Below are 20,442 nucleotides of genomic sequence, written 5' to 3' on the forward strand. Positions count from 1 at the left end.
GGAGTGCGGGAATAGCGTGCCATGCGCATTCACCCTCCTGTCCACGCCGGGTGCGTTCATTCAAATTCGGGGTGAACTAACTAGAATCTTTTTTAGTTCCACCCCGTCCACCGTCACAGTTCGGATACCCAATGACGCAGATCCTTGAAAGTTCTCTTCACCGTAAGGTGTCGCACTTCCTTTCTCGTGCTACTGCCTCTGCCCTCCAGGTCGTCCAAACTGCTCTCCGCATACGATCTGGCGGATTGGGCCACAGTAGTTCTGACCAGGGAGCGTAAGCGATGAGCTTTGATAAGAAGGCTGCCCGCGAATTCGTTGAGCGTTGGCAGGGACGAGGCTACGAGAAGGGCGAGACTCAGCAGTTTTGGCTTCAGCTACTACGCGTGATTGGGTACGCACATATCGATGAAGTTCTCTTTGAGCATCACCTGCCAAGTGGAGGGTTCGTTGATGTCTGGATTCGGGAGGCTGATGTTCTCATTGAGCAGAAGTCAATCCAGGTCGACATGGACAAAGGAGAACTACGCCAAGGAAAGATTAAGACTGCACTTGAGCAGGCTCTTGACTACGTTGAGGAGCTTCCTCGTCCTGAACAGCCACGCTATGTCGTGACCTGTAACTTCGGCACGTTCCGCGTGTATGACAGGGATAACTATGCCAAAAGTACGTTAGCGGACCATGCTTTTGAATTCACGCTAGAGGAGCTTGCTGATCACCCCGAATACCTCGCGTTTATCGTTGATCCTGCAAATAGCCGTTTGGAAAAGGAAAAACGTGCCTCTATCCAAGCCGGTGAGCTGATCGGACGACTCTATGACAAGATGCGCTCGGGTTACCTCGATCCGGATTCGGACACATCGATGCATTCGCTCAATGTTTTGTGTGTGCGGCTTGTTTTCTGCCTGTATTGCGAGGACGCGGGGCTGTTCCCTAAGGATGCTTTCTATCGCTATCTTCGGGCGGTTCCATCGGATAACATCCGCTTGGCATTGAAGCGGTTGTTCCGCGCTCTTGATACGCCGGTCAAGGATCGAGATCCCTACGACACGTCCGTGAGGGACTTCCCTTATGTGAACGGGGGATTGTTCCGTGAGGAAGCTGAGATCCCTAACTTCAGCGATGAAATGAAGGAGTTTCTTCTTCGAGAAGTCTCTGCTTTGGTCGACTGGTCGCAGATCAGCCCCACTATCTTTGGCGGCATCTTCGAGAGCACACTCAACCCACAGACTCGGCGCTCTGGTGGAATGCACTACAGCAGTCCTGAGAACATCCACAAGGTCATCGATTCTCTCTTCTTGGACGAATTGAAGGAAGAATTCGCTCAGATCTGCAGTGAGGTTGACCAGACTCCGAGGAAGCGTAAGAACAGACTGTCGAGGTTCCACCAGAAGCTTTGCCACCTGACCTTTTTAGATCCTGCTTGTGGCAGCGGTAACTTCCTGACAGAGACGTATATATGCCTGCGTAAACTTGAGGACGCGGTGCTCAATGAGCTGCGCGGTGGTCAGACTGAGCTGGGCTTCTCAAGCGATGAGGAGAACTCTGAGCGTGTGAGCCTGTCTCAGTTCTACGGTATCGAGATCAATGACTTTGCGGTCACGGTAGCTGAAACTGCACTCTGGATCTCGAGGTTGAAGGCAAACGGCGAAACTTCGATGTTCTACGATCTTGGCGGCGATGACTTCCCTCTACATGAGCGCGCAAACATCGTTCAGGCCAATGCGTTGAGGATCGATTGGAATGATGTCCTTCCCGCAGAGGGCTGTTCTTTCATCATGGGGAATCCGCCTTTTATCGGTCAGTACCTGAAAACGAAGGAACAGGTTGAGGATACGAAACGAGTGTGGGGAGACCTCTACGACGGCTATCTGGACTACGTCACCTGCTGGTATAAAAAGGCGTCAGATTACTTCGAGGACGTGCGAGGAGGTCGCTTCGCCTTCGTTTCGACGAACTCGATTGCGCAAGGCCAGCCTGTGGCGGCACTCTTCAAACCGCTATTCGAGGCCGGTTGGCGCATCCGCTTTGCGCATCAGACTTTCCCCTGGTCATCGGAGGCAGCAGATAAGGCTGCAGTGCATTGTGTGATTATCGGCTTTGATAAGCGCGAAGTGCGACCTGCTCAGCTTTTTAGCTATCCAGACTTTGGCGGTAGACCAGTTGGCACCGAGGTCACGAACATCAATGGTTACCTTCTCAACGGACCAAGCGTTTTCGTCGATAGGAAGAATAAACCGATCAGCCTAGAAATCGTGCCTGTGCATAGAGGGTCTCAGCCAACTGATGGCGGGCATCTGATTGTCGAAAGTGACGAATACGAAGAGGTAGTTGCTGACGCTATCGCTGCGAAGTATGTGCGCCCTTTCCGGATGGGCAAAGAGTTGGTACAAGGGCTCGATCGTTGGTGTCTATGGATGGCTGTTGAGGATTTTGATCCAGCAGATCTTCAAAGAAGTCCAGTACTTAACGAACGCATTACGGCAGTTAGGGAGATGCGCCTTGCCTCTAAGAAAGAACCGACCAGACGCTCTGCCGAAACTTCGTATCTCTTCCAAGAAGACCATCAACCAAAAGTGCCCTATGTCGCCATTCCTGCAGTGGTCTCGGCGAACCGCAACTATTACACGGCAGCATGGTGTGGAGAAGAGATCATTGCAGGAAATAAGCTGTATACCGTTGTGGATCCTGACGGCTTCGTTTTTTCGATTGTCAGCTCATCATTGTTCATCACTTGGCAGAAGGCTGTGGGAGGCCGCTTAAAGTCTGATCTAAATTTCTCCAACACGATCGTGTGGAACAATCTGCCGTTGCCTCCGGTTGATGCTGAGCTCCGTCAGCAGATTATTGAAGCTGGCAAGGGCGTGCTCGCTGCGCGCGAGCTGTATCCCGAGCGTTCGTTGGCTGAACACTATCGGCCTGACAATATGGATCAGGCACTACTTGCAGCACATGACGCCCTCGATATTCTTGTCGACCGCGCTTTTGGCGCAACTGAGCCGTGCGCCAACAATGACGAACGCCTGGCAATCCTCTTCCAGCGATATATCGAGATGACGGGGGAGTGAGGCGTGTTTACTCCTCGGTACTCTATCGACAGTGATTTGGTAAATCTCTCAGCGCGCCTCGAACCGATCATTGATGCCCATCTTCGCCTCCACCTTGGTTCCCTGTCATGGACGCGGATTCTGATTGAACTAGATCGCTCTCATGGCAAGGTCCCTCGGGAATACGCGAGATCTGATCTGCAGGCTCAGCTCAAGGTGTTAACGGAGCGCTTGGGCCAACTGGGTTTCCCTTTTGATGATCACACGCGTGTTGTCAGCACTTTAGGCAATGAGCTGCGCATTATGCGAAACCGCTGGGTTCATCATGATGAGCTCTCGGTCCTTGACGCATGGCACACGCATGACTTCTGCGCGCGCTTGCTTAAGCATTTCGGTGACCAAGATGGGTCTGACCGCGCTTGTGCACTTCGGGATGAAGCTCTGGCGGCCTTGGCTGCGGAGAACAGCATCGCCACCCATGCCTCGGAATCTAGCTGTCTCGGAGCCACCGGCGGTGGTGATCATACGACAGATGATGCACCGGGCGGAGAACCAGCGGAAGAGTTTGTTGCGCCCGATGGCGTCGTGCTCTCACGCGACGACACCCAAGACACACCCACTATTGGAGCTGGCCGACACACTTTTGAGCCGTGGCAGCTTGTGGTGGTGGGGGAGGTGTCTGTGCTCGACGATCTGCCGAAGAAGGTCGCGAAGGAGCAGGTGCGCGCGGTTGCTGCGGAGATTGCCGAGTTTGAGGGCCCTGTTCATATTGGGCGTTTGTGTCGGCTGACGGCTGCTTCTTTTGGCTTGAGCCGTTTGTTTCCTGCGCGTCAAAAGAAGCTCGAGCGTCAGGTGCGCCAGTATGGACTGTTTGTGGATGCGCAGGGTTTTGTGTGGCCGAGCGATATTGATCCGGAGTCCTGGAGGGAGTTCCGCCCGAACGATTCCAACGCTGGCCGTGCCTTCACTGACATTAGCCCCGTCGAGATCCGCAACACCAAGCGCTTCCTTGAAGCCGCAGACCCGTCCCTCTCCGGCACCGCCCTCGACGCCGCCATCCTCCAAACCTTCGGCCGCAAACGCCGAACCAAGACCGTCACCAGCCACCTTGATTTGGCTTGCCATGTAACGCATTGATACTTATTCATCCCCTTCATCCCAACTAACCTACCGTGTGCGACTAAAAGGAAGTGAATGTCATGACAATTGGCTACCGATCGATTCTCGAGATCGCCTCCAACGAAAGTGCATTCGACATCTCGTCACAGCAGTTTAGATCTTGGCTGAAACTACTTGCAGGCCGTTCAAAACACCCGGTTAATCGTTATGACTGGGAGGGTACCGGGCGTTTCAGCGTGGGAAACGGTGCGATCCTGACCGTCATCGAAGACCGAGGTTCTGATATAGAACGTCTCCTGCTCGAACTCGAACACTACGACGCTCACCAGACACGTTGGGTAACACGTTTGGTCTCCTACTCGGGATTGTCTACGAAGCATTCCCGTCAGATGATTCTTCTTGAATGCGAAGGGCGGTCTAAAAATGGGGCGATAATACAACCTGGCCCGCCTGGCATCGTTCGAAATATGCTTCAGTCTGTCAATGTGGTTGCTGGTAATGTGCCAATATCGGATCGTTGGCAGATTGTCAAAGACGAAAACAGTGATGATCTCTATTCCTACATTACGAGCGCTGACAGACACATTCCTCTCATTGTCGCTGCTCCCGTTCCGGACGTTCCGCTACTGACTTGGGTCGATGCTCTCAAATCTCTAACCACTCAGATTTATGGTTGTGCAGCGTTCTTCGTTCTTAATGAGGAGTCCCATTGCTACCTAAACAAGCAACTAGGCGCCGCACATGAGATTCCATTGGGTGCTGTTCGCACTTTTGTTCCCAAAGTGCATTTAGATGATCCTGCTGATGGTTGGCGACATCGGATTCTTACTGCAAAAACTCTTGCACGTCACCTGAATACGGATCGGATGCGATTCTCCGGCAGGCTTGCTGAAACAATTTCAGTGATTCCGCGGAGATATCTACTCGACAGGAGTATTCCAAGTGAGCTTACGAGGTCTATTCGTCTATTGGAAAAGAGGAAGATAGAACTAGACCTCATAGACACTCCTTTCAACGACATTGCGCCTGACAAGACCAGCGGATTTTTCACTTCAATCCAAGTTGACGACTCCGCTACACAATCGCATGCTATTCCTCAATCATCAGCGGACGATGAGGCTATTGAAAGTGTTGCAGGCTTCTCGTTTGAGGATGCGTGGGCACTTGTTGCCTCTACTCTTAAACTCAGCGGGCATGATTTCAGTTCATTCGAAGATGTAGTAAAGGAATTGGATTCACATAAATCCCGCGTGGGCCACTATAAAGAGGATATAAATCGCGCGAATGAAGAAAAGTATGAATTGCAGGATCAGCTAATCGTCCTCCAGAAAGAGTTGGAGGAGGAGCGTTTTGAGCATGCTTTGACTGATGAAGAGCGGCGAAAAGAGGAGAAGAAGAGACGATCTCTTGAGCGATGGAAATCCTCTAGAAAGGATAGATATGAATATGTTGAAGATCCCCCTTCTCTCTATGACGCCACCCCCTCTAGCGTTGTTGAGATCGTTGAGCGTTTAGCCTACGATGAGTCCGGAATTTATGATGAAATCACGAAGTACGTAGAGGTCTGCGATCCTGAAAGAGCGGTCGATGACGCAGATGTTCTCGATCAATCAGACGGGGATCTAATGATTGCAGCGCGGCTTTGGGAGTCCATCATGGTCCTCCGGGATTATATGAAGGAGTGTGTCGAGAGCGGATTTAGGGGAGGTATGCATGCCTATCTTTCTAGCTCCGAGGTGTCGGGAAAGAAATGTCCAGTTTCTCGACATAGCGAGAATGAAAGCGATACAGTCCAAACAAATACAGCAATGAGAAAGATGCGCGAGTTTAGAGTTCCTTTTTCGCTCGATCCGAGTGGGAAGATGGTCATGTTCGCACATTTTAAGCCCGTCACTCGAGACACAAAAGCACCTCGACTGTACTACTATGCCGATCCTCTAGGTACCCAAAAGGCGTATATTGGATACATTGGGAAGCACCTCAAAAACACAAAAACAAACTGACATCGGTTCAGTCGTGAGGACTTCTCCAATAGAGACTGGACCATGTTAGATATCTGGCTCTTCCCAAATGGGGTGAGGTTGTCCGCAAGTTGTGGACACGTATGGCGTCAGAATATGGACCTGGCGGCCCAGCCCAGGGCGCGCCTATCGAGACGCGCCCTGGGCTGGGCGTTGGAAGCAGTGGTGTGTCAACACCTAAGCATGGCCCGCATCGCTCAGGGCCTGGCAGTAGCTTGGGACACCGCCAACGATGCTGTGTTGGCCCAAGGCGTGCACCTCTTGATCAACGACCCCGCCCGGCTTGAAGGAGTCAAAGTTATCGGCGTGGAGGAGCACCTCTGGCGCCATACTCGTGTAGGTGACAAGTAGGTAACCGTGGTCATCGACCTTTACCCCCCCATCAGGGATGGCACCGGCCCGGCCAGGCTGCCAGGCATGGTTCAGGGCCGCTCCAAGCAGGCCTTCAAGAGGCTGGCTGGCCCAGCGGCCCCAGGCATGGCCAGATGGCGTGGAGGTGGTCGCGATGGACGGATTTAGCGGGTTTATAGAGCGCCGCCACAGAGGAAATGCCCCAGGCCAGACCTGTGTGAGATCCCTCCGTCGTCGTCAGGCTTGCCGGTCAAGCCCTCGATGAGTCTCACCGGCGTGTTCAGCAAGAACTGCACGACCGTCGGGGGCGGGCTGATGATCCCCTCTACAAAGCCCGCCGTACCCTGCACACCGGTATCGACCTGCTCACCCCTGGCCAACACAAACGTCTAGAGGTGCTCTTCGCCAACGGTGACCACACTCAAGTCGAGGTGACCTGGGGCGTGTACCAGAAGATGGTGGCCGCCTACCGCCAGCCCGACAGAGGCAAAGGCAAAAGACTCATACGAAAGCTGATCATCGCAATCTCTTGCGGCGTACCTGCCACCTTGAGTGAGGTCATCACCCTGGGGCGCACACTGAAGAAACGAGCCGGTGACATCCTGGCCTATTTCGACTGCCCCAGGACTAGCAACGGCCCCACCGAAGTACTCAACGGACCACTCGAACACTTACGCGGCACAGCACCGGGCTTTCGCAACCTCACCAACTACACCACCCGCAGCCTGCACGAAGCAGGCGGGCTCAAACCCCAACTACACCCTTAAATGGGAAGAGCCGGTAAAGCCATTGGCAAAATGCATCAAAAGGTGTACGTTTTAAACTATGAGTGTCACTAGTGTTTACGATGTGTTTGTTCCAGGCAAGCTTCCTAGCGTTACCTATAATCCTCGAGAGGATCAGCGTCTTGAGCAACGCGTTCAAGATTATCTTCATGAGACAGGTGCAATATTAACGATTGCTGGACCGACCAAGACCGGTAAGACTGTTCTTCTGCGCCGAGTAATCAAGGAGCCAATCTGGATCGACGGTCAAGGAATTGATTCGGTCAATATTCTCTGGGAGCGCATTTCGTATGAGCTCGGAGCTTATCCGGGGCTTGAGGTCCAGACCGACGATACTGCATCCTTGTCAGGTGAAGTTTCTGTAAACACTGGAATACGTGCGTTATTTGATATCGGGACGAAGCTATCTTCCTCAACTGATAATACGCAGACTTATCGTTACTCCACGCAGCGTCCATTTGAGGTGCTCGCGCCACAAATGCTTATCGAGGCAAAAAAAGCTTTGGTGATCGACGACTTTCACTTCATCCCAAGAAAGGTTCAGCGCGAGATTGTGCGCGGACTCAAGCCGTCTGTACATAAGGGGTTACCTATAATTCTAGTATCGATATCGCATCGCGTTCGTGATGTACTTACAGCGGAGCCAGATATGACTGGACGGGTCAAGGCGCTTCAGATTGAATTTTGGTCTGAAGAGGATCTTGTTCAAATTGCACAAAAGGGCTTTTCTGCGCTCAACTGTGAAGACCGTGACGACTCTCTAGCCCTTAAACTCGCCGCAGAGTCCTATGGAAGCCCCCATCTGATGCAGACTTTCTGCCTTGAGCTTTGTAAAGAGAACAATGTCAGGTACGCGCAGGAAACAGCAACACCTCTCCGCGCCCCAAACGATTGGGCTAGGTTCTTCAGCGACTTGGTTGATCTTTCTTCGGAAGACTGGTTTAATCGCCTTTGGAATGGGCCTGCTACGAGGGGAACTGATCGTACCCGATGGGCAATTAGAGATGCGGATGGCGTGAAGCTCGACTCGTACGGCCTTACCCTGTTGGCTATTGCCTCCATAGGGCCAAGGTTGGAAATATCCAATACGGAGATCCAAAAGGAGGTGGCACGCCTCGTTTCGGGAGATGGACCCGCGGGTCACCAGATAACGCGAACCCTTAAGTACATGTCCAATATAGCTGAAAAGCGTCTGAGTCTAGCTATGTCATATGAAACAGAAGCGGATGATAGTCTCAATTCCGATGATGCTGTAAATGACGAATTGAATCTTCAGCCGATTATCGAGTTCACTGATGATGACCCTCATTCAAATTTGCATATTGCAGATCCTTTCTTTGCGTTCTATTTGAGGTGGGCGGCAAAGGGGAAATTACTTTCAAAAAATGCTAACGGTATGCGTCCAGCCTAATGTAAGACGCTTGTAGTGTCCGCTGCTAGTCGGTACGAATTTCTGTTCGGCAACGGCTAAATTCTGTTGCCTATCGACCTGATCCCTGTTTTTAGGTCCGGGGGTTGTTAGAGTCATATTCGTGGTGCTGATGTGCGTTGGCACTGATGGAAGGACTGATTTTATATGGCTTCGGGGAAGCCTCATTCTGTGACGGCGATTGTGCGTTTGTTGGAACACGATGCCGAACTGACCCGCTCAAGGACTATCCACTGAGGAGGTCGCTGCCGACTTAGAGGTCTCGACTGCGACGTTGTACAACTGGCGTAAGCACTTTGGGCAAATGACTAGTGACGAGGTTGCTGAGTATGTGCAGACGAAAGACGAAATCGCTCGACTCAAACGGATTTTGGCTGATCAAGTGTTAGAAATCGACTCGCCGAAACTCATTGCGAAGGGAAAATTCTATGCCCGGACTCTCGCCACCGGGCTATCTATCATGTGATCGACACCCTGGGTTTTAGCGTGCGCCGCGCGTGCGCGATCCTTGGCATGTCCAGGACTGCATTTGCGCGCGATAGGGCCAAGGACACGCCCCGTGATCCTGATAAAGAACTTCGCGCCACGCTGCGGCGGTATCCGATTTGCGCATCCGTGTCACGGCTTCCGCCGAGCTCACGCTTACCTGGTTCATGATGTGGGAATGGAGATTAACCTCAAGAAGATCCAGCGCCTCTGGCGCGAGGAAGGCTTAACCCGTAAGACCCCACGTAAAGAAGTACGCCGTGGGATAACCACCACGCCCCAGGTGAAAGCCACGTGCCCGAATCATGTGTGGAGTATTGATTTCCAATACGGTGTGACCAGGGATGGTCACGCAGTCAAGATAGTGCCCATGTTCGATGAATTCACCCGTGTATCCCTCATCGACATGATCGAGCGCAGTGTCGACGCTGATGCTCTTGCCAAGGCGCTCAGCGCCCTTTTCGCCCTTCGTGGCACCCTCCGATAGTGGCCCAGAATTCATCTCCAAACGCCTGCAACGATAGTGCGGCACGCGTATTGGCGTGGCATGCTCCCTCCAGGTACGCCCTGGAACAACGGGTATCTCGAATCATTTAACAACTACCGCAGAAGGGAGCGCCTACGGCGCAACGACATTGCTAACCTCATACAAGCGCGGCAAACCACCAACACCTCCACTCATCACTGGGCTACCTCACCCCAACCGAGTACGCTGAACACTGGAAAACAACCCACACACTCTAACAACACCCGGCACTAAAAACGGGAACCCCTTAATCTGTTACCCCGGACCTGCGTGAATAGTCCGGACGCAACAATAGCTGCGCATAAGCTAAGAAAATTCCGAGAAAATGATGGATTTGTGTTGAGTTGGCACACTTTTGGAGAAGTTTTCTTAGTGTGGGTTCATGATCAGACTGCGCGCCACACTTGATCAAGATCAGCGGGGAACCGTGGTTGACATGATGTATCCGCTGCCCGTTGAGGCTAAGCCTCCACCTCCTCGCGGCTCAACGAGTCCATCGACGCCGAGTCTACTCCAGCGATTGCTTGGCATAGTGTTTATTAGCGCAGTCCTCATCTGGATGCTCCCTCTCATGGGCTTCATTCTCCTGCTTAACTTCCCCGATCAGGCCCACGTGGACGCTTGGCTGTTAAACCATTCCAACCACTTTAAAGAGCAAAGAGACGCATCGTTCTCTGCACTCCTTGCAATCCCCAGCGTACTTCTCGCCCTCTACGGAGCATTGCTCGCCATCCCCGCAAGCAATCTTCCCTCTACGGCCTCACGGGACGGCTCACAAATGTTGGCGGAAATTCAAGATAATCACCAAAGGGTTAAGCAAAGAGAAGCTGTCATATTTGCCGCGTGGCTAGTCTCCTTGACTCTCGTGATCTACCACTTTGTTGGAGTCATCGGAAGCGCAGCTCTTATCCGCCACTACGAGTGGTACATGCCAGCATCGTTCATACGCGAGATCAAGAAATTCGCCTACGTTTCATGGATCCATCCCAACTACCTCTTGGCCCAATTGGTGCTCTTCATCATCATCCTCATCACGATGGTGGAAGTCGCCGTTCCGCTAAGCGACAAACTCGGGGGAGAACTCAAACGGCTCCAACGGCTAAGAAAGCTCCTGGCAGTAATGGTTCAGCTCCGAATGCCGCCCTCGCCCGCTGGCGTGTGGGTAAGCTGTGCTGTCATAGGTGTCAACCTGAGCGCTGCTATCAGCCTCGTATGGATGAGCAACTCCGTTAAGGTGCTGGTCTATACAATACTCGTGTGGATCGTGGCGTTCGTGCAGTATGTCCTTTCCCTCAGCGGAGGCACTCAAATAGACGCCGAAATGAAGATCCTGCGATGGACAGTGACTGCGGCCCTTCTCTTGCCGACTCTTGGTATGATCGAGAAACTCGTCGACATTTCCCAGCGAATAAGCGCTGCACACCTCATTGCTCTCACATCTTTCATCGGACTTTTCATCGGCACCTCGGTCATACTGGGGGCAGTACGACCACATATTCGCAAGTGGGACTTCGCTTGGGAACGCAGATGGCGATTCCACACGACCCTGCGCAGGTACTGTAGTGAACGAGAAGGCCTCGTTCGCTACTTGACCAGAGCAGACGATGCTCTGGTCCTCACACTTGTGACAGCGCAGGCAGAACTTGAAAAAGAGCAGCCAACCTACGCCTCCGACTACAGACTCCTATTGAACAAAGCCGTTCAATGAACTCCGATGCGCTCACGCACCTCGTCCATCAACTCCATGACGGCCAGGGTGTCCGCCCAGGGCATCACCGCAGACTCCAGCGCCCCCGCCGCAACGCAGCGGGCGACCTCAGCGGCCTCGTACTGGAAGCCGCCCGGCACCGTCGCATCCCAGGTGACGGTGTCGCCGTCAGGATTCTCGCCACCGAAGGTGCGCAGCTGAAGCACGCCGGGACGGTAGAACTGCAGCGGCAACTCCAACGCGCCGCGCTCGCACACGACCTCAGCGGCCGTAGCGGAGCGGCCACTAAAGTTCGAACGTGCCACGGCCAGAGCCTCGCCCGCACGAAGGACAGCAACATTAGCCAGGTCCACGCCCGCATCCGTCAACACACCATCAGCTGACACCAGGCGAGCATCAGGCGCGATGCTCTGAATAAAGGACAGGGAATACACGCCCAAGTCCAACAGGGCGCCGCCGCCAAGCTCAGGATCAGTCAAACGCGGAACATGCCACAGGTACTGGCCGTGATCAGCCTGCGCAGACACGATCTGCCCCAAGCCCCCATTGGCCAGCACCTGACGCAGCACCCGCTGGTGGGGCAGGTGGCGAGTCCACATTGCCTCCATGACGAACACTCCACGCTCACGCGCGGCATCAAAGATACGCCGCGCCTGCGCGGCATTCATCGTGAAAGCCTTCTCCACCAGCACGGGCTTACCAGCCTCAATCGCCAGCAGCGCATGCTCAGCGTGCATGGGGTGAATGGTGGCGACATACACGGCATCCACCTGCGGGTCAGCAACCAGCTGCTCGTAGGAATCATGGACGCGCTCAATGCCATACTCCTGCGCGAAAGCCTGCGCGCGCTCCTGATCGCGGGCGGCAACTGCCACCACACGCCCCGAAGAATAGGCCGGCACATCACGAGCGAAAGTCCGAGCGATACCGCCAGCGCCGATGATGCCCCACCTCAAGGCAGGAGCCTCCATCGGGTCAGGCAGCTCAACACCGCGAGCAAAATGAGAAAGAGGTTCAGGCAGCGGCGCCAGTGCCGCATGCGGATTCACAAAATCAGCCATAGAAGAATCATGGCACGAAAGAGCTGAACACGTTCACTGACCGTACTTATACGGGTGCGTAATCCCCAATGCCAGCGCCGGATGAGCCTCCAACAAAGGCTCCACCGTCGAGCCCAGCCAATCCTCACAACACCCCAGTTGGCGCAGCAGCACAGAGATCACCAGCAAATGCTCATACACCGAATGCGCCACAAAAACACGGTATCGGCTGGCAGCATGAAGATCCTCGCCGGCAAGCTCAGGGGAGCGCGTGCACGTGTGATTCCACAGGCGTGCCAGATGAGCCCCACGATTACGCAAGTACACCAGCGCCCGCACCTGCGACTTCAGGTAGCCGCGCGGCGTGCCTAGGGCATCTTCCAAGGACTCTGACACGCCCGACCCGTAGGCCTGCTCAATACAGCGCGCCAGCGTCCCAAAGGTCAACGTGTCCACCGTCTCGGCAATGAGGAAACGCTGCCACGTGCGATCCGACCAATCCTCCTCGAGAGCTTGACGCCGCCGACTGACAATATGGGGCTCCTTCGAGCGCGCCAGGTCGTTCATAATCGCAGGCCAGGGCATGCGCACCTCGGCGGGGGAGCGGTTAGGGGCGCCATCCTCAGCGGCCTCAGGCACCAGCAGGCGCGGGCTGCCCGAGACAGCCTCAAAATGCAGGGCGAATTGGGCGCGCAAACCCACCTCAGCCCGGCGCAATCCCGCCATCATCGCTTCAGAAAGATCCCTCTCGGCCTCGTAGAGACTGCGGATCTCCTCAAAGCGGGCGCCCTCATCGAAAGGTTGCGGTCCCTTCATGGGGGTGGGGTCGGTCCAGTAACGCGCGTAGTGGTCGAAACGACGCACGCCAATCATCGCGAGGAAACTCATGGCTTCAGCCCAGTCGCCGATGTGGAGGCCTCGCTCGGCGAGCTCCTCGCAGTGCGCAGCAAGCAGAGCCCTCACCTTGTCGTGCGCCATGGTGCCCTCCTCGCTGCGATGTGAGTGCGACTGATAACCACGGTGAGCCTAACACGCTGGCCATGAAGAAAAGGCGGATACGTCAATCCCCTCCCACCGTCACCCTGGGCGGAGCCCGAAGGGAGACAGAGAGAGGGGAGTGGTAGAGCCAACGCGATCGGCGGACTGTGACGCCAACACACCAGAGTTGGGGTTGAGGCGTGTCAGCGTCGAGAAGCGTCAGCGCTTAGGGCGGTGCTCCCCACGCGACCCGCCGAAGCGACGATCCGAATGACCACCGCGGCTGCCACCACCGTAACGGCTATCGCGGCCATACCCTGCCTGCTTGGAGTGCGAGGCGTGCGAGCCTTGGCTGGAGCGACCGTGGAACTCACGGCCACCGCGTTCACGTCCGCCCTCACGCCAGCCGTCGCGGCCACTGCGGTCGCCGTAACGCTCATCCTGGCGGTCGCCTCGGAAACGGTCTCGGCCATCATGGCTCGCCCAGTCGCGGCCACCATCACGACGACCGTAGTCACGCTCGCGACGCTCACCGCGATCGAAACCGCGATCACGATCGCGTCCACCGCGCTCAAAACGAGGGCGCTCCCCACGGTCGCCTCGTCCGTCGCGCTCTCCACGGCCAAAGTCATCACGTCCACGCTCGCCGCGCGGACGATCGAAACTGCGGTCTCGGTCCTGGAAACGATTCTCACGCTCACCATCGCGCTGCCCGCGAGAGGGGGCACCCTGATCCTCACGAATACGCAGAGGGCGGCCTTGCACGTGAGCCTTGCCGATACGCGCCATGGTCTGGTCGTCCATATCGGCGGCGATTTCCACCAAAGAGAAGGTCGGGAAGATTTCGATACGACCCAGGTCCTTACCGGCGATGCCGCCCTCGCCGGTGATCGCACCCACGATCGCGCCGGGCTTCACGCCGTCCTTCTTGCCGACCTCCACGCGGAAGCGGCGTCCGAAAGCGCCCGAAGGACGAGGGCGACGCCCCTTGTCCCCCTTGCCACGATCAGCGCGCTCGCCCTTATCGCGGCCACCTTCAAAGACGGCGCCAACAAATTCGCCATTCTCGTCGAGCTTTTCCTCGCGGCGGGTCTTGCCCTCACCGCGGCGGTCCTTCTCGATGCGGAGAGCCGGGCCCTCATCGCCGACGGCGTTGGCCATCAGCGCCGCTGCAATGTCGAGCAAGCTCATGGCTGCGGGCACAGCGGGAGCTTCTTCCCCATTTTCGGTGGCTTCAAGGGCTGCGAGCTCGGCTTCTTCGTGAGCGGCCTGCGACGCGGCAACGACCTCGGACAGGAGGTTCTTGTACAGGTCCAGGCGGCCACGCTCCACGCGAGCGGCCAGGCCCTCAAGAATGCGACGGGAGCGGAACTCCGACACCGCTGCTGGCGTAGGAATCTGCACCTCGATCATGGGCGTGCCCGTGAGCTTTTCTATGCGGCGCAGACGGCCAGACTCACGCGGAGTAAAGAAGGTCAGCGCCAGGCCCTCTCGGCCAGCGCGGCCCGTGCGGCCAATGCGGTGCACATAGGCTTCCGGCTCGCGCGGAACGTCAAAGTTCACCACCAGGCCAATGCGTTCAACATCCAGGCCACGGGCGGCCACGTCGGTGGCGACCAGCACGTCCAGGCTGCCGTTGCGCAGGCGCTGGACCAGGCGCTCACGCTCAGTTTGCGCGACGTCGCCGGAAATACCAGCTGCACGGAAGCCTCGCGAGGCCATCTCAATGGAGATCTCCTCAACGTCCATACGCGTGCGGACGAAAACAATGGCGGCGTCAGCGGCGCGGGTGGCCAGGACGCGGCCCAGGGCACCGATCTTGTGCTTGTAGGGCACCACGGCATAGGTCTGGGTAATGGTATCGACGGTAGAGGAGGCGGCCGTGACTTCGATCTTGACCGGATCAGTCAGGTGGGTGGCAGCGATCTTCTCAATCGCGGGAGGCATCGTGGCCGAGAAGAGCGCAGTGCGACGCTCGGCGGGGACGGAGGCCGTAATGGTCTCAACGTCTTCAGCAAAGCCCATGCGCAGCATCTCATCGGCCTCATCGAGGACGAACATACGCCCCTGGGACAGGTCCAGCGCGCCCTTCTCAATCAGGTCAATGACGCGGCCAGGCGTGCCGACCACGACCTGCGCACCCTTCTTCAGGGCATTGATCTGCGGGCCATAGGCAGAACCGCCATACACGGGGACAATCTCCACACCGCGGGAGAGGTCAGCGAAGTTTTCCAGCGCCTGAGCGGACTGCATCGCCAATTCGCGCGTGGGGGCCAGGATCAGTGCCTGCACGTACTTGTGACCAGCGTTAATGTCAGCCAGCAGCGGCAGGCCGAAAGCGGCGGTCTTGCCCGTGCCCGTCTGGGCGATACCCACAACGTCGCGGCCTTCGAGCAGCGCGGGGATGGAGGCAGCCTGGATGGGGGTGGGGGTGACGAAGCCGAGTTGGGTGACGGCGTCGAGGATGCGGGTGGGTAGGCCAAGGTCGGCGAAGGTTACGCTGGACGAGGCCGAGGCGTCGTCCTCTTCGGCGTCGTCGTCTTCGGTGTCGTCGTCGAGGTCCTCGTCATCCTCGTCAGTGTGATCGTCAGCGTCATTGTCTTCGTCGAAGTCGTCGCCGTCTTCGTCAAAGTCGTCATCGTCAGCCTCGTCGGTCTCGTCTTCTTCCTCAGCGGAGGGAAGAACATCCTCGTCGACCTCGCCGACGATCTCAGCGGCGTCCTCAACAGCGATATCGGAGTGGTCCTCGCCGACGAACTCGACCTCGACATTGAGCATGTCAATGTCTTCGGGCTCAAGGAACAGGGGAGAGGAGAATTGATGGGTGTCAGCAGACATGGGCACAGTCATCTTTCGTGGCTGGCCAGCGCGCAGCACAATACACCCACTACACACAAACCGTAGGGGAGTTGCTGGGCTGGAAATGTGGAGTCGAAACCGGGGCTCGTGCCACGGCTGGGTCTATGGAGACCTTCAGCGCGGCCTCAACTCACCAACAACACTCACCGGTCACTTCCTGCCGGTCACCATCACTGTGGGGCTGCGCCTCATCGCCCCATAACCCTACCCGCAAATGCGCAGAAAACCACGACTAGGCGCCGGTGACATCCCTCACCGGCATCCGGCCACGCAGCGCATAAAACACGCCAATCAACGCCGAAATGACAGCAAGGACGACTGCCGGAGCATATGTCCAGGAAATATCACCAGCAATAGGCAGATGTGACCACGCAAAAAGAACCACCGACGTCACAGCAAGCTGCAAAGCCGACCCAGCCGCGTCAGCAACCTGCAACCAGGACGACACCTTCCCGTGCTTATGTTGAGGTGTCACGCTCAGGGCAAGCACCGAGATCGTCGAATGGGCAAAACCCGCTCCGCCGCTCATCAGCAGCGCACCCACCGCTCCCACCGCCACCGGCGTGTGGGATGAGGTCAGCAGGGCGATACAGGAAAGACCAACGGCCATGAGGATCGCGCCAGCCAGCGGCAGAAGCTCGCGTGTCTTCGGCGCATGAATCCTGGCCTGGATAGCTGCCGTCATTGACCATCCCACCGTCCCTAAGGTCACGACAAGGGCAGCCTCCTTCGCCGCCCACCCGTGGACCTCCACCAAAAGCAGAGGAAGAAACGCGGTCCCACCCATGAACGCCGCCATGATGAACAGACGCACACCAATGATCGACGGCAAGCCGGCGCGTGCACGGAAAATCCCCCGCGGCAGCAGTCGCGGCAGGGCATAGATGGAAAACGCCAGGCCAACGCAGGCCAAGACCAGCATAGGCAGGCCAGAAAGCGCACCAGAAAGCTGTAGGGCGAAGACGCCGACACCGCCGGCCAGGGCCAACAACGTCAGGGTCTTTAACGACAGGGCGCCTGCAGCGGTGGCCTCGTGAGAAGGCGGAGGGATCTGACGCAGGAGCGGCAGTAGCGGGAAAACATTGATGAGAGCAATAGCGGGCACAGCACCAAAGACGATGCGCCAACCGAAAGCATCAGCCACCCACCCGGCAATCGCCGGGCCAATGAGAGCCGGAACCAGCCACGCCAAAGAAAACGCAGCGAAAAAGCTCGGGCGGTGCTCCTCGGAAGCGATTGCGCCGATCAGAACATACAGGGGCACGATCAGCAGCCCCATGCCCAGGCCCTGCAGCAGGCGGCCCACCACGAATACCGCAACATGAGGCGCGATAGCGCACAGCACTAAGCCCACATTGAAGGCCACGATCCCCGCCCACAGAACCGGGCGAGCACCTCGTGAATCCGACAACGAACCCGCGATCACCACCGCAAACAACTGAGCGGTCAGCGCCGCCCCCGACGCCACCGAAAACCACGTCTGCGCACCCAAGTCCGCGACCACGCGCGGCATAATCGTCGTCGTTGCCAGCGACTCGAAAGCGCCAAGCGTAATTAACGCCACCGACCCGATCATGAGCGTGATCTCCTGAGGCGACCAGCGCGTCCGCGCCACCTGCGCGGCCGCCTCGCCAACAGCGTCGCGCTCCGCCGCCGGTGAAGAGGCGGACAAAGCGTGCGCTTCCTCAGGCGAGGCGGCAGAAGGTGAAGGTGGCGAAGACGTCATGGGAAGGATCGTCTCATGTGCTGGGGGAGGGGCGCAAAGGGCGTAGAATATCCACTGCCGCCGCCCGTCTCGCGGATGGTAACTACGAAAGGAATAACTGTGCTGCGCACTCACAACATCGACACCCTTGGCCTGGACAAAGTCGGCCAAACCGTCACCCTCGCCGGCTGGGTAGACCGCCGCCGTGACCACGGTGGTGTCGCATTCGTGGATCTGCGCGACGCCTCCGGCATCGTCCAGGTGGTCGTCCGCGACGAATCCGTTGCCCACGAGCTCCGCTCCGAGTACGTCCTCCAGGTCACCGGCGAGGTCTGTGCCCGTCCCGAAGGCAACGAAAACCCCAATCTTTCCACCGGCACCATTGAGATCATGGGTGACGACATCACCATCCTCAACACCGCAGCACCCCTACCGTTCCAGGTATCCGCACACGCCGAAGACTCCGGCAACGTCGGCGAGGAAACCCGCCTCAAGTACCGCTTCCTGGATCTGCGCCGCGCCTCCATGCAACACGCCATGCGCCTACGCTCCAAGGTCTCCCAAGCGGCGCGCCGCGTCCTGGACTCCCACGACTTCGTTGAGGTGGAGACCCCGACCCTCACCCGCTCCACCCCCGAAGGCGCCCGCGACTTCCTCGTGCCGGCCCGCCTGTCGCCCGGCTCCTGGTACGCCCTGCCCCAGTCGCCCCAGCTCTTCAAGCAGCTCCTCATGGTGGGTGGCATGGAACGCTACTACCAGATCGCCCGCTGCTACCGCGACGAGGACTTCCGCGCCGACCGCCAGCCTGAGTTCACTCAGCTCGATATTGAGATGAGCTTCGTCGAGCAAGATGACGTCATCGCTGTTGCCGAAGACATCCTCAAGAACGTGTGGGCGCTGATTGGCGTTGACCTGCCCACCCCGCTGCCTCGCATGCCCTTCAAGGAGGCCATGGAGCGCTACGGTTCGGACAAGCCCGACCTGCGTTTTTGCCTGGAGCTGGTGGACCTCACCGAATACTTCAAGGACACTTCCTTCCGCGTGTTCCAAAACGAGTACGTCGGCGCTGTTGTCATGCCCGGCGGTGCTTCCCAGCCGCGCCGTACCTTCGACAAGTGGCAGGAATGGGCCAAGGCGCGCGGCGCGAAGGGCCTGGCCTACGTCACCATTGGCGAGGACGGCACCCTGGGTGGCCCCGTTGCCAAGAACCTCACCGACGCTGAGCGTGAGGGCATGGCTGCCGCAACCGGCGCGAACCCCGGCGACTGCATCTTCTTCGGCGCGGGCAAGGCTGATCCCACCCGTGAGCTTCTGGGCGCCGTGCGCCTGGAGGTGGGCAAGCGTTGTGACTTGATTGATCCTGACGCGTGGGCCTTCACCTGGGTGGTTGACGCACCCCTGTTCAAGCCCACCGGCGCTGCCGAGGCTGACGGTGACGTGGCCCTGGGCAACTCCGCCTGGACGGCCGTGCACCACGCCTTCACCTCGCCCAAGCCCGAATGGCTGGATCGTTTCGACGAGGACCCGGGCAACGCCTTGGCCTACGCCTACGACATTGTCTGCAATGGCAATGAGATCGGCGGCGGCTCGATCCGTATCCACCGCCGTGACGTGCAAGAGCGCGTGTTCAAGGTGATGGGTATTGGTGAGGAAGAGGCTCAGGAGAAGTTCGGCTTCCTGCTGGACGCTTTCAAGTTCGGCGCTCCCCCTCACGGTGGCCTGGCCTTCGGTTGGGACCGCATCGTATCCCTGCTGACCAAGGCTGAGTCCATCCGCGACGTCATCGCCTTCCCCAAGTCCGGCGGCGGCTACGACCCGCTGACCGAGGCCCCGGCCCCCATCACGCCCGAGCAGCGTAAGGAAGCCGGCGTGGACGCTACGCCGAAGAAGCGTGGCGAAGAGGCAGAGGCAGAAAAGGCTGAGGGCGACAAAGCCGAAGCTGGCGAGGCTGCTGCTGAGTGAGCGTTGAACTTGGCGGAGCGGCTATCGCGCTCCGCCAAGGAGTGATTGTCAATCGCTGAGCAGGGCTGAGAGGGGCCGCGCGGGAAACATTCCCGCGCGGCCCTTTGTTTTGCAGGCGTCCTGAAGATCAGTTGCTTAGTTCGTGTCGTTTCCGTCTGCTTCTCCTAGGAGACGACGCGCATCGTCTTCTCGTCCTGCTTTCATGTAGGCGTAGGCGAGGTTGTTACGATTAGCGAGCGTGGTGGGGTGTATTGGGCCTAAAACCTCCTCGCATTGGGCAAGAGTGTCTTCGAGCAGAACGATCGCCTCATCAAAGCGCCCCACCGACACGTAGGCGTGGGCGAGGTTGTTACGACTCATGAGCGTGGTGGGGTGTATTGGACTCAAAACCTCCTCGCGCTGGGCAAGAGTCTCTTCATGCAACGGGAT

At 57.4% G+C, this 20,442-nt stretch carries 13 protein-coding genes and 2 pseudogenes; 10 read left to right on the forward strand and 5 right to left on the reverse strand.

What is annotated here, in order from left to right; all coding sequences use genetic code 11:
• Positions 1-281: 281 nt before the first annotated feature.
• The 9 genes and pseudogenes from HWX48_RS02490 to HWX48_RS02535 all read left to right on the forward strand — a co-directional run bounded on the left by HWX48_RS02490 (position 282) and on the right by HWX48_RS02535 (position 11,469).
• Positions 282-3,065, forward strand: coding sequence for a class I SAM-dependent DNA methyltransferase (locus tag HWX48_RS02490; protein ID WP_175954279.1), 2,784 nt, complete (start codon positions 282-284; stop codon positions 3,063-3,065).
• A 3-nt stretch (positions 3,066-3,068) separates the two neighbouring features.
• The gene (locus tag HWX48_RS02495; RefSeq protein WP_175954281.1) at positions 3,069-4,181 is read left to right on the forward strand and encodes a Swt1 family HEPN domain-containing protein; all 1,113 of its coding nucleotides are present in this window, start codon (positions 3,069-3,071) and stop codon (positions 4,179-4,181) included.
• A 62-nt stretch (positions 4,182-4,243) separates the two neighbouring features.
• A complete protein-coding gene (locus HWX48_RS02500; RefSeq protein WP_175954284.1) occupies positions 4,244-6,166 on the forward strand; it encodes a hypothetical protein in 1,923 nt (640 codons plus the stop codon).
• Between the two features lie 90 nt (positions 6,167-6,256).
• Positions 6,257-7,302: pseudogene (locus HWX48_RS11175) on the forward strand (ISL3 family transposase); the annotation flags it as partial.
• Positions 7,303-7,360: 58 nt separating this feature from the next.
• A complete protein-coding gene (locus HWX48_RS02515; RefSeq protein WP_175954288.1) occupies positions 7,361-8,731 on the forward strand; it encodes an AAA family ATPase in 1,371 nt (456 codons plus the stop codon).
• A 247-nt stretch (positions 8,732-8,978) separates the two neighbouring features.
• Positions 8,979-9,215 (forward strand): annotated as a pseudogene (locus tag HWX48_RS11385) (transposase); the annotation flags it as partial.
• Positions 9,216-9,308: 93 nt separating this feature from the next.
• Positions 9,309-9,722, forward strand: a complete 414-nt coding sequence (locus HWX48_RS02525; protein ID WP_175954290.1) for an IS3 family transposase — start codon at positions 9,309-9,311, stop codon at positions 9,720-9,722.
• 60 nt (positions 9,723-9,782) lie between these two features.
• Complete coding sequence (locus HWX48_RS11390; RefSeq protein ID WP_175954292.1) at positions 9,783-9,995, forward strand: integrase core domain-containing protein; 213 nt, start codon at positions 9,783-9,785, stop codon at positions 9,993-9,995.
• A 193-nt stretch (positions 9,996-10,188) separates the two neighbouring features.
• Positions 10,189-11,469 carry a hypothetical protein gene (locus HWX48_RS02535; protein ID WP_175954294.1) on the forward strand — a complete coding sequence of 427 codons (1,281 nt, stop codon included), beginning with the start codon at positions 10,189-10,191 and terminating at the stop codon, positions 11,467-11,469.
• Here HWX48_RS02535 and HWX48_RS02540 read toward each other — a convergent pair.
• The 4 genes from HWX48_RS02540 to HWX48_RS02555 all read right to left on the reverse strand — a co-directional run bounded on the left by HWX48_RS02540 (position 11,463) and on the right by HWX48_RS02555 (position 18,072).
• Entirely contained in the window at positions 11,463-12,530 is a 1,068-nt protein-coding gene (locus HWX48_RS02540) for a Gfo/Idh/MocA family protein (RefSeq protein ID WP_175954296.1), read from the reverse strand. The two genes, HWX48_RS02535 and HWX48_RS02540, sit on opposite strands and share 7 nt — an antisense overlap.
• Before the next feature lie 33 nt (positions 12,531-12,563).
• Positions 12,564-13,487: an Abi family protein gene (locus HWX48_RS02545; RefSeq protein WP_175954298.1), complete on the reverse strand. Its 924-nt coding sequence runs from the start codon at positions 13,485-13,487 to the stop codon at positions 12,564-12,566.
• Between the two features lie 219 nt (positions 13,488-13,706).
• Complete coding sequence (locus HWX48_RS02550; RefSeq protein ID WP_254872922.1) at positions 13,707-16,325, reverse strand: DEAD/DEAH box helicase; 2,619 nt, start codon at positions 16,323-16,325, stop codon at positions 13,707-13,709.
• Positions 16,326-16,578: 253 nt separating this feature from the next.
• Positions 16,579-18,072 (reverse strand): MFS transporter, encoded by a 1,494-nt coding sequence (locus HWX48_RS02555; protein ID WP_254872923.1) that lies wholly within the window; start codon positions 18,070-18,072, stop codon positions 16,579-16,581.
• A 99-nt stretch (positions 18,073-18,171) separates the two neighbouring features.
• Between HWX48_RS02555 and aspS the strand changes: the two genes are divergently transcribed.
• Positions 18,172-20,013 (forward strand): aspartate--tRNA ligase, encoded by a 1,842-nt coding sequence (aspS, locus tag HWX48_RS02560; RefSeq protein ID WP_175954300.1) that lies wholly within the window; start codon positions 18,172-18,174, stop codon positions 20,011-20,013.
• A 135-nt stretch (positions 20,014-20,148) separates the two neighbouring features.
• Here the strand turns inward: aspS and HWX48_RS02565 are convergent.
• Positions 20,149-20,442 (reverse strand): tetratricopeptide repeat protein (locus HWX48_RS02565; protein ID WP_175954302.1); only part of this gene is annotated, 294 nt, incomplete at its 5' end.

Origin of the sequence: Schaalia sp. Marseille-Q2122, from assembly GCF_903645355.1 — a bacterium.
GTDB lineage: Bacteria > Actinomycetota > Actinomycetes > Actinomycetales > Actinomycetaceae > Pauljensenia.

Coding starts and splice junctions, on each gene's coding strand:
- HWX48_RS02545 (WP_175954298.1), bottom strand. CDS start 13,487: ATGGCGCACGACAAGGTGAGGGCTCTGCTTGCTGCGCACTGCGAGGAG.
- HWX48_RS11390 (WP_175954292.1), top strand. CDS start 9,783: ATGCTCCCTCCAGGTACGCCCTGGAACAACGGGTATCTCGAATCATTT.
- HWX48_RS02490 (WP_175954279.1), top strand. CDS start 282: ATGAGCTTTGATAAGAAGGCTGCCCGCGAATTCGTTGAGCGTTGGCAG.
- HWX48_RS02500 (WP_175954284.1), top strand. CDS start 4,244: ATGACAATTGGCTACCGATCGATTCTCGAGATCGCCTCCAACGAAAGT.
- HWX48_RS02515 (WP_175954288.1), top strand. CDS start 7,361: ATGAGTGTCACTAGTGTTTACGATGTGTTTGTTCCAGGCAAGCTTCCT.
- HWX48_RS02555 (WP_254872923.1), bottom strand. CDS start 18,072: ATGACGTCTTCGCCACCTTCACCTTCTGCCGCCTCGCCTGAGGAAGCG.
- HWX48_RS02540 (WP_175954296.1), bottom strand. CDS start 12,530: ATGGCTGATTTTGTGAATCCGCATGCGGCACTGGCGCCGCTGCCTGAA.
- HWX48_RS02550 (WP_254872922.1), bottom strand. CDS start 16,325: ATGTCTGCTGACACCCATCAATTCTCCTCTCCCCTGTTCCTTGAGCCC.